Raw genomic sequence first — 14,483 nt, forward strand, 5'->3', positions numbered from 1 at the left:
TTTTCAGAATCAGTAACCGTTCCAGGGGGAACCAGCATGAGCCTGTCCGACACACCCGCAGCACCGGATCCCAGCGCGGCGTCGGCTCCCGGAGCAGGATCGGAAAGTCCGACGGCGGCGCTCGCCGAGCCGACGCAGAAGGTCACCGCGCGCTGGGTGACCGGGCTGGTGCTGGTCAACGTCGGCATTAATGCGGCCTTTTTTGGTCCCATCAACGTCTTTATCGGCCAGCAGGCCATCGGCATCGACGAGGCCAACAAGGAAGCCATCCTGTCCCTCGTGACAGGGTGTGGCGCCGCCGTTTCGCTGGTGGCCAACCCGCTCTTTGGGGCCCTGTCCGACCGGACGGTCTCCGGGTTCGGCAGGCGTGCCCCGTGGGTCCTGGCCGGCGCCGTCCTGGCCACCGCTGCCTTGCTGGCGATGTCCGGGGCCACGGCCGTGGCCCTGATGGTCCTCTTCTGGTGCCTGGTCCAGCTGGGCGCCAACGCCGCGTACGCCGCCATCACCGCCGCCGTCCCGGACCGGGTGCCCGTACTCCAGCGCGGTGGCGTGGGCGGCCTGGCGGCGATGGGCCAGACGGTGGGCATCCTCCTCGGCGCGGTCTTCGGGGCGGTGGTCTCGGGAAACTTCATGGTGGGGTACACCATGTGTGCGGCCGCCCTGCTGTTCTCCGTGCTGCCATACCTCTTCCACCGCAACGATCCGCCGCTCCCGCGGGAGGCCCGGCCGCCGTTCACCTGGACCGGATTCCTGCGCGGCTTCTGGATCAGCCCCGCCCGCCACCCGGACTTCGCCTGGGCCTGGCTCACCCGCTTCCTGGTCAACGTCTGCAACCAGATGATCATTGTGTACCTGCTCTTTTTCCTCCGGGATGTCCTCAAACACGAGGACCCGGCCCTGGGGGTTCTGACCTTGACCGGCATTTACGCGGTGATGGTGATGATTACTGCGGTGATAGCGGGGCCGTGGAGCGACCGGCTGGGCCGGCGGAAGCCGTTTGTGATCGGGTCCTCGGCCATCATTGCCGCGGCGGGCCTGACAATGGCCTTCTTCCCAGTGTGGACCGGCGCCCTTATTGGAGCCGGCATCCTGGGCGTGGGGTTCGGTGCCTACCTTGCCGTTGACTTCGCGCTGCTGACGCAGGTCCTTCCCCTTGCCGCAGACAGGGGCAAGGATATGGGCATCATCAACGTGGCGAACTCCCTTCCGCAGGTGTTCGCGCCCGTCCTCGCATTCCTCGCCGTGACGTACTTCGGGGGGTACCTCACGCTGTTCACCACGGCGGCCGTCATCGGCCTGCTGGGCGCGGTGTTCGTGGTCAAGATCCGAGGGGTCGACTGATTCCGGCTTTTGCCTGTGCCGTATAGTTGAGGCGGACTGCAGGCACACGGGATGGGGACTCTCCCTGCCGCTGCACCATAGGAACACAACCCCGGAATCCTGATGCCCGAGACACTTTCAGCCCATCCGTCCATGGCCGCCCGGCCCTCCACCCCGCGCCAACGGCTGCGCTATACGCGCGTCCTTGAGTCTGCCGCAGGGTTTGCCCGCAAAGGGCTGGAGTCCGTGGACCTCGCGGAAATTTCGGAGAAGTCCGGCGTGCCGTTGGGTACCGTCTACCGCTATTTCCCCACGGCCAACCACCTGATGCTGTCCCTCTACCGCCAGCAGTTGGACGAGCTTCAGGGCAGGGCCCGCACGTCGGCGGCCAGCTTCGGTGGCCGCGCCCTCACCGGCGTGGTGATGGAGATCTTCCATATGCGGGTGATGCAGCCCGCCGTCGAGCAGTGCCTGACCCGCTGCGTGTACCTCAAAGACAAGGACACCACGGCGCTCCTGCATGAAATCGATGCCCTGAGCGAAACGGCTGTAGCCACCGCCTCCGACGACGCCGTGGCGGCCCGGGTGCTCCTGCTGACCGTCACTGGTCTGGTCCAGTCCGTCCGCAACCGCCGGCTCTCGCTGTTTGAGGCCGAAGAAGACCTCAAAAAGGCCTGCACCCTGCTTGCTCCGGTAGCTTCCGGGGCCCGCGCTGCCCACCGATCGGCGTAACTGGTCTAGACCAATCAGCCAATAAATACGTCTTTATACCGTGACGTGGCTCACAAAACGGCCTGATTAAACGATTTGGCACGGTCCCGGAGCGTCGAATGCACTTTTTGGCCCGCCAGCGCTGATTATTATGGCAGGACCGGAGTGGCTGGCAACCAGCATCTGCAAGGGCTTCACCCCGGGCCCGCCACCATTGGGCCCACGAAGCGCCGAATATGACCACCTTGAGCCTCCCTGTGCTTGAGCCATTCTGCGCCGTGCGCCCACGGCTAGCCCCAGGAGACAACGACGTGTCCATTGACGTAATCGCACCGACCGACAATTCAGCAGCCACTGCCCTGAGCGAGGCCGAGATCTTCGACGCCCACCAGGGCGGGAAGCTCTCGGTGACCAGCACGGTCCCGCTGTCCAACAAGCGCGACCTTTCCATCGCCTACACCCCCGGTGTGGCCGAGGTCAGCCGCGCCATCCACAACAACCCGGAACTCGCCAAGACCCTCACCTGGGCGCAGCGCCTGGTGGTTGTGGTCAGCGACGGCACCGCGGTGCTGGGCCTGGGCAACATCGGCGCCGCCGCCTCACTGCCCGTGATGGAGGGCAAGTCCGCCCTGTTCAAGACCTTCGGCGAGCTGGATTCCATTCCCCTGGTCCTGAACACCACGGACGTTGACGAGATCGTGGAAACGCTGGTCCGTCTCCGCCCCAGCTTCGGCGCCGTCAACCTTGAGGACATCTCGGCCCCCCGTTGCTTCGAGCTGGAAGAGAAGCTCATCGAGGCGCTGGACTGCCCCGTCATGCATGATGACCAGCACGGCACGGCCGTGGTGGCCCTCGCCGCCCTGACGAACGCCGCCAAGGTCACCGGCCGCGAACTCGCGGACCTCCGTGTGGTGGTTTCCGGTGCCGGAGCCGCTGGCATCGCCGTCGCCGAAATCCTGCTCGCCGCCGGCATCACGGATGTTGTCCTGCTCGACTCCAAGGGCGTCATCAACCGGGAGCGGGCCGACATCGCCGCCGACCCGCAGAGCAAAAAGTCCCAGATGGCGCAGCGCAGCAACCCCCGCAGTGTCACAGGCGGCCCCGGCGAAGCGCTGCTCGGCGCTGACGTGTTCATCGGGGTTTCCTCCTCGAAGCTGGACGAGGCACATTTGAAGCTGATGAACGCCGACTCCATCGTGTTCGCCCTCTCCAACCCGGATCCCGAAGTCCTCCCCGAGGTGGCCGCCAAGTACGCCGCTGTAGTGGCCACCGGCCGGAGCGACTTCCCTAACCAGATCAACAACGTCCTGGCCTTCCCTGGAATCTTCCGCGGCGCGCTGGATGCTGGTGCCCGCCGGATCACGCCCGCCATGAAGCTTGCCGCAGCACGAGCCATTGCCGAACTGGCGGAAGCTGACCTTTCGGTGGACTACATCGTGCCCAGTCCCCTGGATCCGCGCGTTGCCCCGGCAGTGACGGCCGCCGTCGCCGCCGCCGTGGAAGCCGAGTAACCTCCGCCGCCACAACCTGACATAACGCTCGACGGCGGTGCCTCCTCGCGCAGGGGAGACGCCGCCGTCGGGCGTTAAGCTGCCGGGCTCACCGCTGCGCCACCCTAAACTGGGGCTCATGAACTCCGAAACCGTGGTGAGCATCCTGTGCGGTCTGGCGATCCTGGTGGGTGTGGCCGGCACCATCATCCCCATCCTGCCCGGCAGCTTCCTGATCGGGCTCAGCCTGCTGGCGTGGGCCATCTGGGGTGGCGCCGGGACCACGGGCTGGGTGGTCTTCGCGGTGGGAATGGTGTTTGTGCTGGCCGGTATGGCTGCCAGCGCCGTGCTGACCGGACGGAAGCTCAGGGAGCACAGCATTCCCAACCGCAGTGTGGTGATCGGCCTGGCAGCGGGTGTGGCCGGCATGTTCGTCATCCCGGTGGTGGGGCTTTTTGTGGGTTTCGCCGTGGGACTGCTGCTCAGCGAGTTCCTCCGCACCCGGAACTTCGGCACCGCAACCACCACAAGCTGGGCCGCCCTCAAAGCCACTGGCCTGGGCATGCTCGCCGAGTTCGGGCTGGCATGCCTGGCTGCCAGCACCTGGGTGATCGGGCTCTGGGTGGCCGCCGCCACGTAAGGCTCCACGTAGGTCCGCCACGTAGCATGGAGATATGACCGCGGGGGATGCCAGAGGACCGATCTACCGGGACACCCGTGACCTGACGCCGTTCGGGAACGTCCACCTGCAGACCCCCGTCCGGGAACTCGCCGGCAGTGTGGGCGGGCTGATCCACGGAGTGCTGGGCGGCCGGGATGCCGCGCTGATTGCCGTGGACGGCGAGGTCCCCAGGCTCAAGCGGATGCCGGGCAAGGCGCCCAAAGCAGTCCACGATGCCATCTTCACCAGCAGGGAACCTGAGCGGCTCATCGCCGTGGGCCGCATGTATCCGGGCTGGGCGGGGCTCTGCTCCGTTATGGCAGGCCTCCTGGCGTACCAGCACGGCGGCTACCTGCGCGCGTCCGAACTCCTCCAGCGCGGCCTGTCCATCAGGAACGACGACGACGCCAACCAGTATGCGGCCACCTATCTCACGCGCGTGGTCACCCGGGTGGAAGTTGCCGAGCGCATCGAAGTCCCCGTGCTGTTCAGCCAGGAATCGGTCTTCCTGGCCCTGTCGCACTCCCTGCGGGAGACGGGCCAGCTGGAAGCCGCGCTGCAGACGGTGGCCGGGCTGCCGCCGTCGTTGCCTTCAGCCTTGGCCCGCTGCGCACTGGCATTCGCGCTGGGACGCGACAAGGAAGTGGTGATCTGGACCGAGGGGCTGCTGAACTCCGACGACCTCTCGGCGGCCCTGCTGCTGCTCCGCGGGCGCGCGCTCCGGCGACTCGGCGCCCGCGCAAAGGCGCACGAGGCCCTGAAGGAGGTGCTCCGCCGTCGGAAAACAGACGTGGTGCTCCGCAACGACGCCCTCACCGACCGTGCCCTGTTGGTGCTCGACAACGGCCGCAAATCCCTCAACCCGCGGGACTGGCTCCGCGGCCGGCCGGCGGAGTTGGAAACGTTCGAAGTCATCCGCAAGGACATCAACGAGCGCCGACTGTGGGAGCAGGAGTGGGAAAACCTGGACGGGAAATAGGCTTCGGGTGCGGGCGGCCTTAGGGACTTGCCTGGTGGCGTTGCCTTGTGGAGTTGCCTTGTGGACCAGGCCGCCCCGGAGTACAACGGAGGGATGAGCGACGCAGTGCGGTCCTGGATGGAAAAGTACATCGCGGCGTGGACCTCCAACGACCCGGAGGACATCAGGGCGCTGTTCACCGAGGAAGCCGTCTACGCCACCCGGCCGCACGATGCCGACGCATGGCGGGGCCGCGAGCAGATCGTGGCCGGCTGGCTGGAGGCGCAGGACGACCCCGGGAACTGGACCTTTGACTGGACGCTGTTGGGGGCGGATAGCGTGCTGGGGACCGACGGCGGGCTGGCCTTTGTGCAGGGGTTCACGGACTATCTCGGCGATAATCCCAGCTACGACAACCTGTGGGTCATCCGCCTCGAACCGGACGGACGGGCGTCCGAGTTCACGGAATGGTTTATGGAGCGCAAGGCCTAGGCTTGCTGCGTGAGCCCGGCAACCAGCGGAACCAGCTGCTCGGAGAGGAGCACCAGGCCGAGGGCAACCATGATGATGCCGCTGGCCAGGGTCACTGTCCGTGCAGCGCCGGGCCGTGACTGCAGGAGTTTGCGGGCCAGCAGCGCCACGCAGGTGTAGACGGCCCCGGCCAGCAGGACAAACGTCAGGCCCAGCAGGCCGGACTGGACGGGGACAGGGAGGGAGGCCTCCGGGCTGACGAACTGCGGCACCAGCGCCACATAGAACAGCAGCCCCTTGGGGTTGATGCCGCTGGTGCCCATGCCCTGAAGGAAGGTGCGGAGCTGGTTGGCGGGCTTCCCGACGGCGTCTGCCGCACTGAAGGAGGCCCCGCGCCAGGAGCGGAGGGTGCTGATGCCCAGCCACAGCAGATAGCCCGCGCCGGCCACGGTCAGCCAGCCCAGGACGCCGGGCAGGCCGGACAGCAGGGCCGCGAGGCCTGCCACCATCAACAGTGTGTGCAGGAGGTAGCCGCCGCAGAGTCCGGCCACGGCCGGGACGAAGCTACGCTGCCGCAGCCCGGCGGTGATGGAGTAGGCCCAGTCCACGCCGGGGGTGCAGGCGAGGGCGACTGCCACCAGCACAAAGGCGAAAAACAACTGGGGATTCATGGCGGGCTCCTGTCCGATTAGATACAGGACAAACCTTATGAAGTTTCCGGCCATAAGTGCTTACCCTTTTCGCTCAGTTCGAGCCAGAATTGGTAAGATATTTGCGTGATTGACCATATTGACAGAAACATTTTGCGCCACCTCAAGGAAGATGGCCGGATGACCGCCACGGCGCTGGCCGCGAAGGTCGGGCTCACGGTGGCGCCATGCCACCGGAGGCTCCGGGATTTGGAGACGTCGGGCGTGATCCGCGGGTACAAGGCGGACATCGATCCGGCCGCCGTCGGGTTGGGTTTTGAGGCCATTGTCTTTGTGACTTTGCGCCAGGTGGACCGCTCCACCATGGAGATCTTCGAGAACCGGGTGGCGGACAATCCCAACATCGTGGAGGCACAGCGGCTGTTCGGCTCCCCGGACTATCTGCTGAAGGTCATCGCCGAGGACCTGCCCGGCTACCAGCGCTTCTACGACGCCGAGCTCACGTCACTGCCCGGGGTTGAGCGGCTGACGTCCACGCTGGTGATGAAGAACATCAAGTCCAATGCGGGCCCGCCGCTTTAGCGCTTGTGCCCTTGAGATGCGTCCGTCCTGCGTTGCCTCAGTCCGTGGGGCGGACGTGGACGATGATCACCTGGGTGTCCTTGCCGCCGTCGTACCGGAGGTCGTAGTTCACGTCCAGGCCTGTGGAGGTGCCGGAGGTGATGGAGAAATCGGTCTTTCGTTCCGGGTCCCGCTGGGCACCGGCGATCCAGCGTTCGGCGGAGTCGGCGTCGATCCCGTACCGCGCCACACCGTCCCGGATGAGCTCAAAATACTCGTCAGGAGAGCCAGCGGTGAGGAAGTAAGTGACCTCGCTGAAGTCCGGTCGCTTGTTCGTGGTGTTCAATCGGATGCGGTCCGTTTCCCCACTGATCTCGCCGCTCGGAGCAACGATGGTGAGCTTGATCTTTCCCGAGTCCTTGGTGTTGATCTCGGGCCCATAGCTGTCTTCCGTGACCCGGACGGCAGCCTTTTCCAGCTTTCCCGAACTCATGTCCAGCCGGGCGGTCTTGGAGTCACGGATCCGGTCAACGCCGGCAGCGTCGAGGGTGGAAAATTCCGAGGTGCTCATGGTGCTCCCTTGAGAGGTCGGTTCGTTCGTGGTGCCACTGATCTGGCAGCCCGTCAGGGCGAGGCAAGCGGAAAGGGCGAGGAGTACGACCGCGGGTTGGCGCCTCTGGCGCCGAGGTGCGGTTGGGCATGTGCCATTCACTGGTGGACCTCCGCGCCGAAGCCATCCACAAAGCGGTCCATGAGGCCGGGGATGTTGTTGGTGGGGCGGTGCTGGTCCACGCGGTCGTTGAAGTCCGAACCGATAATCTGCTCCGCACGTCCCGGATCCGTCGCAAGGAGGTTCTGGTATGCCGGGAGGGTGTCCTGCCGGATGAGCTCCCACCGCTGGTCCGCGTTGGAGATGTTCCCATCTGGGAAGCCGGTGGTGAAGTCGGTGCGGAACTGGGTGGGGTTGTCCCAGTTGGTGAAGGGCACGTTTTCCGGGCCGGGGCTCTCCACGCTGAAGGTGTAGGGAAAGACTTCCGGGTAGCTCTTTGCGCCCGGGATGGACGGCTCGCCAGCTAGCGTGACCATGTACGTCACGGCCTCTCCGCCAGGGTGGTTCCGCATGTCGTCGTAGTCGTCCGCGATGATTTCGTTCTGCTCGCGGTACAGGAGGGCGGTGTTGCCTTCCTGGATCAGGTCCGGGTCGCCGGAATCGATCTTCGCCCATTCCTCGGCGGTACCCGTATCGATGGCACCCGAGTCCCGCAGTCTATTGATCTCGTCGATTCCGCCGTTCATGTAGGCCTCATGTTGGCGGGCTTGGTCCAGGAAGATCTCCTTGTTCATATCCAGCATGCTGGTCTCGTAGTAACGGATCTCCTGGTCGGTCATGCCTGCGAGCTGTTCGATCTGATCAAGGATGGGGAGCGGGATGTCCGAGGCCGGATTGTCCGCGATCTGCTGGGCGAGGTCCCGCAGCATGGCCATGTCCTTGAAGCCGCCGGCGAAGGACGGGCCGATCATGTTGGCCATACCGGCCCACTGCAGGTCCGGGTTGGAGAGGTATGCCTGGCCGTAGAAGTCGTAGACCTTCTTGATGGTCTCCCAGTTGTGTTCTGTGCCTTTGGAGGTGTCCCAGCTGGCGGGGTCGATGCCCATGTCCAGCATGGCCTGGTTGTTCCAGTAGTCGCTGAGGAAATCCGCGTACTCCTCGGAGCTTTTGTCGATCAGCCCCGAATCGGCGGCCGCATCCATGGCGGCCTTTGCGGCCTCGGGGTTTTCAAGCGCCCACTGCCTGAATTCCTCGCTGCCGAGGTAGGACTGGCGTTCTTCGGGGGTCATGCCGTTCAGCCGGTCCGTCAGGTCCTGGGCAGCGCCGTTCCCGGAACCGATGCCACCACTCCCGGAGCCGCCGCCGGAACCGGCCCCGTCGCTGGCCTTGTCCTGCTCGTCGGCGTTGGCGAGCACCGTCTTGGAGGCCGACTCCAACCCTGCCGTTGCGGACTTCAGCAGCTTCATGTGCGATGACGTCCAGTCGCTGCGGAAGCGCTCGCCGTCGTGCCCTTTCCAGGCGCCTGTGCCGATGACGCTGCTGAACTGCTGGCCGAGCACGCTCAACCTGGTGGCGCCACCTGCCAGGTCCTTGGCGAGCTGCCGCAACTGGGCAACGTCGCCGCCGTAAAAGTTTCCCGCCATGTTTCCCCCTGAATGGATTCCCGTGCCAGCCTAGCTGCGATGCGTCCGCGAGGGCGATGGGGAGAGCTCCCCGTGCGGGGTCGAGTGCGGGCCCGGAGAGACGGAACTCAGTCCTGCAACAGTCCGGTGGTCCGGTACGGGATGACTTCCCGCAGGAACATGCTGGTGGACGTCCGGACAATGCCGGGGCAGAGCCTGATCTCTTCGGACACGCGGTAGAGGTCGTCCGGGCTGGTGGCCACCACGCGGATCAGCAGATCGGTGTCGCCGGCAGGCGCATGGCATTCCAGGACCTCGGGGATTTTTCGGAGGGCCGCGATGGCTTCGTTGAGGTGGCTCTGGTCCAGTTCGGCGCTGACGGCCGCGGCCACACCCCTGCCCAGGGCGGAGGGGAGCACGCGGCTGCTGTTGGGACGGAGAGCGCCCGACGCCGTCATCCGCTCCAGGCGCGACTGGACGGTCCCGCGCGCCAGGCCCAGCCGCTGGGCCAGCACCATGATGGGGACGCGCGGGTCCTCGTCCAGGGCATTGAGGATGCGCTTGTCCGTGGCGTCCAATTGCTGCAATCTGATCAGTTCCCGTCGGAGCTTGTGGTCCCTATTGGTCAGACTGACCAACGAAATGCTTGCTAGTTGTGCCAACTGTATGGCGTCTGCTCAAATTGTGGCAACAAGGGTTGAGGCTACCGCCGAATCCCGCAGGCTACAGGAACCCCGGCACACCACCCGGCAACTGGACACCGCCTCCCGCAAGGAGGACGCCGCTGATTGACACTTGTTCACACCACGGTCATTCTGCACACACGGCAAGAGCCCCTGAGCCACCGACGTCGGATCCCCGAAGTCATCGGTAGCTGAGGGGCTCTTGTGCTGCCCCGGACTAGGGTTGGTCCATGACCCCTGCCGGACGCTTTGCCCCCAGCCCCTCCGGCGAACTGCATGTAGGAAACCTCCGCACCGCGATGCTTGCCTGGCTGTTCGCCCGGTCCACGGGACGCGACTTCCTGCTGCGCGTCGAGGACCTTGACCGGGCGCGGGCCGGCGCGGAGGCGGAGCAGCTCCGCGATCTGGAGGCCGTGGGCCTGACATGGGACGGCGCCGTCGTGCGCCAGACGGACCGCGGCGCCGTCTACGCCGAAGCGATCGGCCGGCTGGCTGCTGCGGACCGCACCTACGAATGCTTCTGCACGCGCCGCGAAATCCAGGAGGCGCCGTCCGCGCCGCACGCGCCCCAGGGCGCGTATCCGGGCACCTGCCGGGACCTCGATCCTGCCGAGCTGGAGTTCAAACGCTCCACCCGACCGGCTGCCATTCGGCTCCGCGCCGAGGTAGCGGAGTACAACGTACGGGATGTGCTGCACGGTGATTTCACCGGCGTGGTGGACGATTTTGTCCTTCGCCGCAACGACGGCGTGACTGCCTACAACCTGGCCGTCGTGGTGGACGACGCTGCACAGGGCGTCGACCAGGTGGTGCGGGGCGATGACCTGCTGCCGTCCACGCCGAGGCAGGCATATCTTGCGTGGCTGTTGAATATTCCTGTCCCGGAATATGCGCATGTGCCGCTGGTTGTGAATTCCGACGGCGCCCGGCTGGCCAAGCGCGACGGCGCCGTGACGCTGGCCGATCTCGCCCGTGCCGGCGTTTCCGCCGCTGACGTGCGGAACCTCATCCTGCAGTCCCTGGGGCTGCCGGCCGGGACGCTGGAAAACGCACTCGCGGCGTTCGAGCCGGGTGCTCTTCCGCGGGAAGCGTGGGTCTGGACCGGCCCCTAGGCAGCGCGCGAACGGATCCTTGTGGCCCTGCGGACGTGAGGCCACTTGCTGCCGTACGCGTAGGCTGAAGCTATGTCGGCACCCGAATTCACTGAAGCACAAATCCCTCAACCGCGATTCACTGTCGAGACCGCGAAGGTCCTGGCCGAGGTGGCCCACAATCGGCAGAAGGACAAGCTCAAGCGGCCCTACCGTGACCATGTGATTGCGGTAGGTGATGCCCTGGCAGATTTCGACGACGATATCCGGATTGCCGGTTACCTTCATGACATTGCCGAGGACACTCCCATCACGCGGCAGGCACTGCTGGATATGGGCGTTTCCGAGCGGGCAGCGGACATCATTGAACGCGTCACCAACCGGCTGCACGACAATCCCGATGACTATCAGGCCGGGATGCACTTCATTGCCGAGGACCACGACGCGGCACTCGTGAAGATCGCGGACAATGCCCATAATTCCCTGCCCGAGCGGGTCAGAGCTCTCGCCGCGAAGTGGCCTGACAAACCGCCGGTCACCAAGTACCGGGATGCCCGTCCGGTGCTGTATGCCGCCGTCGACGTCGAGGAAGTCCGCAAGATCCTTGCGCGGGTTAATCCCTGGCTGCTGGCGGAGTTGGACGACCGGCTCGACGACGAGGACGACACGGACTACGAGAACCTCTCCTACGAAGACTCTCCAGTCGCTGAGCCTGTCCAGGCCCCGGAAACGGCGGACAGCCGGCCGGACGGATCCTCTTAGGCTCCTGCTTTCATCTGCTCCAGGGCTGCGTTCATTCGTTCGATCCCGCGCTTCTCATCAATGACAATCGACACGCCCAGCGCCAGCACAACCACCAGCAGGCAGATCGGCACCGAGACCCCGGCGGTGGCAAGTCCCACGCTGCCCGCCAGCGCGGCCACGACGCCGGCCGCCACTGCAATGACGGTCCGGTCCACGCAGATCATGATGCTGAAGAGCCAGGTCAGGGAGACTTTGAACAGCGCCACGGGGACCGCGATGCTGGCCACGGCCACGGCGGCGCTGATGTGGGCCTCATGGTCGACATAGTAGGCCGCCACGTGCAACCCGGCGCCAGTTGCGGCGATGGCAGCGAAGATGGGCATGTGCGCGTAGCCGAAGAAGAATGAGCGGTGGCGCTGGAAATGTAGGGCCGGGCCGGCGGGCAGGATGAAGTAGATCCACCACATGCTGAACGCGAGGGCCGTTCCGCCGAATCCCACCAGCGCCGCGTCGACGCTCCAGCCATGGAGGGCCACAATGGCGCGTAGGGTTTCGATCGCCCCGATCAGGCATTCGCCAAGGGCGATGATGGCGAGTAGCCCATAGCGCTCGGCTATGTGGTGCGCGTGCCACGGGGTCCGCATGCTGCGCTCCGCGGCGTAGGGTGTGGCCATTTCCAGGATGAACAGGGGCGCAGCCACGAGGAACGTGGTCAGGATGTCCGCGTCAATGATGAGCACCGCGATCCAGCCGAGCTGCACCACGCCAAGGTACGTGGCGTACCGCTGGCAGGTCCGCCGGCGTGCCGGATCTTGCCGTGCCGCGCGCAGCCACTGGAAGACCAGGGCCAGGCGCATGATCACGTAGCCGCCCACCATCACGGCGTTGTCCACGTGGTCGCCCTCCACGAGCGAGTGGAACATCGGCTCAATGCCCATGGCCAGGATCAGCACCCCGAGAAGCTGGACCATGGTGACCACGCGGAACACCCAGTCGTCGGTGTCGTAGGCGCTGGCGAACCACGTGAAATTGATCCAGGCCCAGATCACGGCGAACATCGCGAAGGAGAATCCGAGCAGCCCGGCGCCGAAGTGGGCTTCCGCAATCTGGTGGGCGAACTGGCTGCCGGCAACCCCGAAGGCAATAACAAAGGTCAGGTCGAAAAAGAGTTCCAGCGGGGTCGCGGCCCGGTGCTTCTCATGGGGATCCCGGCCACCCATGCGTGAAAGGGCGTGACGGAGGGGGTTGGATGACATGGGTCAAAGATTACCGTCAGGGCCGTGGCCAGCTCCAGAGCGCAGGTAGCCAAAAAAGGTCAGGCACGGGCAAGTACGGGTTTGGAGCCGGTTCTTTGAGAAGAACTTGCCGTAGCCAGGCCCACTCCGGGAAGGGATCTGTGGGCAGGGCTTTAGACAATGGATGGTCGGGTGGGTCATGTTCGGGCAGCGCCGGACCAAGCCCTCGGCGCTCCAGTTGCTTCATGATCTGGCCTGGCCACTGGGGAGGTTCCCAGTCCTGGTGTTCACTTTGATACCGGCGGCCGGTGGGTGATATCCAGCCGGGTGGTTCGTCTGTGCCAGCTTCGGTGGGTCTCCATCCGGTGGTGTGCTTCAACCGGTGATGTTTGGGACACGGCTGGCCAAGATTCGAAATACCGGTGGTGCCGCCGTCGGCCCAAGCGAGGAGGTGATCGGCTTCGTTGTCCAGGGACTGGTTGCTGCAACCGGGGAAAGGACACTTCCCGTCACGGAGTCTCAACCACTGCCGCATCGCAGGGGGGATGCGGTAGCTGGTCCGTCCGATCTCGAGCGGCGCCCCGTCGCGCGGGTCGGTGAGGACCCGGCGGAACGAGGATGCCCCGTCGGCCACGAGTCGGCGGGCGATGGAGGCCGGGATCGGCCCGTACCCGTCGAGGGTTGCGGGTTCGTCTGTGAGGCCCATGAGCGCGAACACCGGCACGGTCACCAGTACCTGCGCCGCGGGCGAAGGCACACCAGCGGTGCCAACCCCGTTATTGGTGCTTTTCTCGGCCGTCGTCTCAGTGCCGGCGGTGAGGAGCCAGGTGGCAACGGTGTCGGCGCGGAGCTGAGTGAGGGGCCGGTCCTCATGGGGGCCTTGGAGGGCGCGGGCGCCGGCGGTGGTACGGTCCCAGATCCCCGCGGCCTGATCCGCGGGCAGGTAGGCGGAGAGCCAGGCCATACCGTCCCGGTCCGGGGCATACTCCACCCGTCTGTCCGCGGCACTCCTTGTGTGGCGTTTTTCGATGCTGACCGGGTGGTGCCGCTCCCGCCAGGTCCGGGCTTTGTGCCGGAACCGGCCGGGGATGAGCTCACCGGCGCGGCCACGTGCCGGATTTACGACGAAGGGGTCCAGGAAATGTGCCTCCAACCCCTGCGCCCCGGTGGGGTCAAGGTTGGTGGTTTCGTCGACCATGATCCGGGCGTGCTGCCACGAAATCGTCCCGGCCTGCAATGCCGCGAACGTCAGCGGCAAGGCCGTGGTCAGTACGTGGGATTCGGCGAGCAGGGCACCGGCACTGCGTTCGCTGACCGTCAGGGCGCAAGCGACCTCAGCGACGACAGCCATCTCCTGACCTGTGTGGTCCTGCGGCGACTCGGCCGGACCCGCCAGGGCCTCGGCAGCAGCGCTGTAACCGGCGGCCAGCCAGACCTTCAGGGCGGCACTTTTCGCGTCCAACCGCGAGATCTCGGCCAGCCCGTCCAGGAAACCACCCGCCACCCGGCGCAACGGATCAGCCTCCCAGGGACCGGAGGCTTCGGCACCTTCACGGATCGCAGAAGCCAGCCCTGCGAAGGACGCCGAAAGGGCCTCCGCCGTCGCCACAGCCGCTCTGCTATCCATACTCAAAGCATCCCAGCAGGGTCTGACAATGACCGCGAGGATGAATGCCTATGTGCATAACTCAGCGGCCAGGAGCAACCCGCAAGGACTCGACCTCAAGGGGCGCCGC

15 protein-coding genes are annotated in these 14,483 nt (G+C 65.7%); 9 read left to right on the top strand and 6 right to left on the bottom strand.

Features of this window, described 5'->3' with window-relative positions:
• Nucleotides 1–36: 36 nt before the first annotated feature.
• From AU252_RS11030 to AU252_RS11055, 6 genes are all read left to right on the top strand, one after another.
• Entirely contained in the window at nt 37–1,341 is a 1,305-nt protein-coding gene (locus tag AU252_RS11030) for an MFS transporter (protein WP_058930752.1), read from the top strand.
• Between the two features lie 102 nt (nt 1,342–1,443).
• The gene (locus tag AU252_RS11035) at nt 1,444–2,052 is read left to right on the top strand and encodes a TetR/AcrR family transcriptional regulator (RefSeq protein WP_058930753.1); all 609 of its coding nucleotides are present in this window, start codon (nt 1,444–1,446) and stop codon (nt 2,050–2,052) included.
• A 290-nt stretch (nt 2,053–2,342) separates the two neighbouring features.
• Nucleotides 2,343–3,542 carry an NAD(P)-dependent malic enzyme gene (locus tag AU252_RS11040; RefSeq protein ID WP_058930754.1) on the top strand — a complete coding sequence of 400 codons (1,200 nt, stop codon included), beginning with the start codon at nt 2,343–2,345 and terminating at the stop codon, nt 3,540–3,542.
• Between the two features lie 118 nt (nt 3,543–3,660).
• Nucleotides 3,661–4,161, top strand: coding sequence for a DUF456 domain-containing protein (locus AU252_RS11045; protein ID WP_058930755.1), 501 nt, complete (start codon nt 3,661–3,663; stop codon nt 4,159–4,161).
• A 34-nt stretch (nt 4,162–4,195) separates the two neighbouring features.
• Entirely contained in the window at nt 4,196–5,161 is a 966-nt protein-coding gene (locus AU252_RS11050; protein ID WP_058930756.1) for a hypothetical protein, read from the top strand.
• A gap of 93 nt (nt 5,162–5,254) precedes the next feature.
• Nucleotides 5,255–5,632, top strand: coding sequence for a YybH family protein (locus AU252_RS11055; protein WP_058932888.1), 378 nt, complete (start codon nt 5,255–5,257; stop codon nt 5,630–5,632).
• Here AU252_RS11055 and AU252_RS11060 read toward each other — a convergent pair.
• A complete protein-coding gene (locus tag AU252_RS11060; RefSeq protein ID WP_058930757.1) occupies nt 5,629–6,282 on the bottom strand; it encodes a LysE family translocator in 654 nt (217 codons plus the stop codon). The two genes, AU252_RS11055 and AU252_RS11060, sit on opposite strands and share 4 nt — an antisense overlap.
• 105 nt (nt 6,283–6,387) lie before the next feature.
• On the opposite strand from AU252_RS11060, the gene AU252_RS11065 reads away from it, so the two are divergent.
• Nucleotides 6,388–6,843: an Lrp/AsnC family transcriptional regulator gene (locus AU252_RS11065; protein WP_083510350.1), complete on the top strand. Its 456-nt coding sequence runs from the start codon at nt 6,388–6,390 to the stop codon at nt 6,841–6,843.
• 37 nt (nt 6,844–6,880) lie between these two features.
• Here the strand turns inward: AU252_RS11065 and AU252_RS11070 are convergent, their stop codons facing one another.
• The 3 genes from AU252_RS11070 to AU252_RS11080 all read right to left on the bottom strand — a co-directional run bounded on the left by AU252_RS11070 (nt 6,881) and on the right by AU252_RS11080 (nt 9,581).
• Nucleotides 6,881–7,393, bottom strand: a complete 513-nt coding sequence (locus tag AU252_RS11070) for a hypothetical protein (RefSeq protein WP_346425658.1) — start codon at nt 7,391–7,393, stop codon at nt 6,881–6,883.
• Nucleotides 7,394–7,530: 137 nt separating this feature from the next.
• Nucleotides 7,531–9,015: a hypothetical protein gene (locus AU252_RS11075; RefSeq protein ID WP_058930760.1), complete on the bottom strand. Its 1,485-nt coding sequence runs from the start codon at nt 9,013–9,015 to the stop codon at nt 7,531–7,533.
• A gap of 107 nt (nt 9,016–9,122) precedes the next feature.
• On the bottom strand, nt 9,123–9,581 hold the full coding sequence (locus tag AU252_RS11080; protein ID WP_205630668.1) for an Lrp/AsnC family transcriptional regulator: 459 nt from the start codon (nt 9,579–9,581) through the stop codon (nt 9,123–9,125).
• Nucleotides 9,582–9,907: 326 nt separating this feature from the next.
• Here AU252_RS11080 and gluQRS point away from each other — a divergent pair, with 326 nt between their 5' ends.
• Nucleotides 9,908–10,789, top strand: coding sequence for a tRNA glutamyl-Q(34) synthetase GluQRS (gene gluQRS / locus AU252_RS11085; RefSeq protein WP_058930761.1), 882 nt, complete (start codon nt 9,908–9,910; stop codon nt 10,787–10,789).
• 72 nt (nt 10,790–10,861) lie between these two features.
• A complete protein-coding gene (locus tag AU252_RS11090) occupies nt 10,862–11,530 on the top strand; it encodes a bifunctional (p)ppGpp synthetase/guanosine-3',5'-bis(diphosphate) 3'-pyrophosphohydrolase (protein WP_058930762.1) in 669 nt (222 codons plus the stop codon).
• On the opposite strand, the gene AU252_RS11095 is transcribed toward AU252_RS11090, so the two are convergent.
• Both AU252_RS11095 and AU252_RS11100 read right to left on the bottom strand, forming a co-directional pair.
• Nucleotides 11,527–12,768 (bottom strand): low temperature requirement protein A, encoded by a 1,242-nt coding sequence (locus AU252_RS11095; protein WP_058930763.1) that lies wholly within the window; start codon nt 12,766–12,768, stop codon nt 11,527–11,529. The two genes, AU252_RS11090 and AU252_RS11095, sit on opposite strands and share 4 nt — an antisense overlap.
• Nucleotides 12,769–12,784: 16 nt before the next feature.
• A complete protein-coding gene (locus AU252_RS11100) occupies nt 12,785–14,374 on the bottom strand; it encodes an HNH endonuclease signature motif containing protein (protein WP_083510351.1) in 1,590 nt (529 codons plus the stop codon).
• Nucleotides 14,375–14,483: the final 109 nt, after the last annotated feature.

It is taken from the genome of Pseudarthrobacter sulfonivorans (assembly GCF_001484605.1).
Classification (GTDB): Bacteria; Actinomycetota; Actinomycetes; order Actinomycetales; family Micrococcaceae; genus Arthrobacter; species Arthrobacter sulfonivorans_A.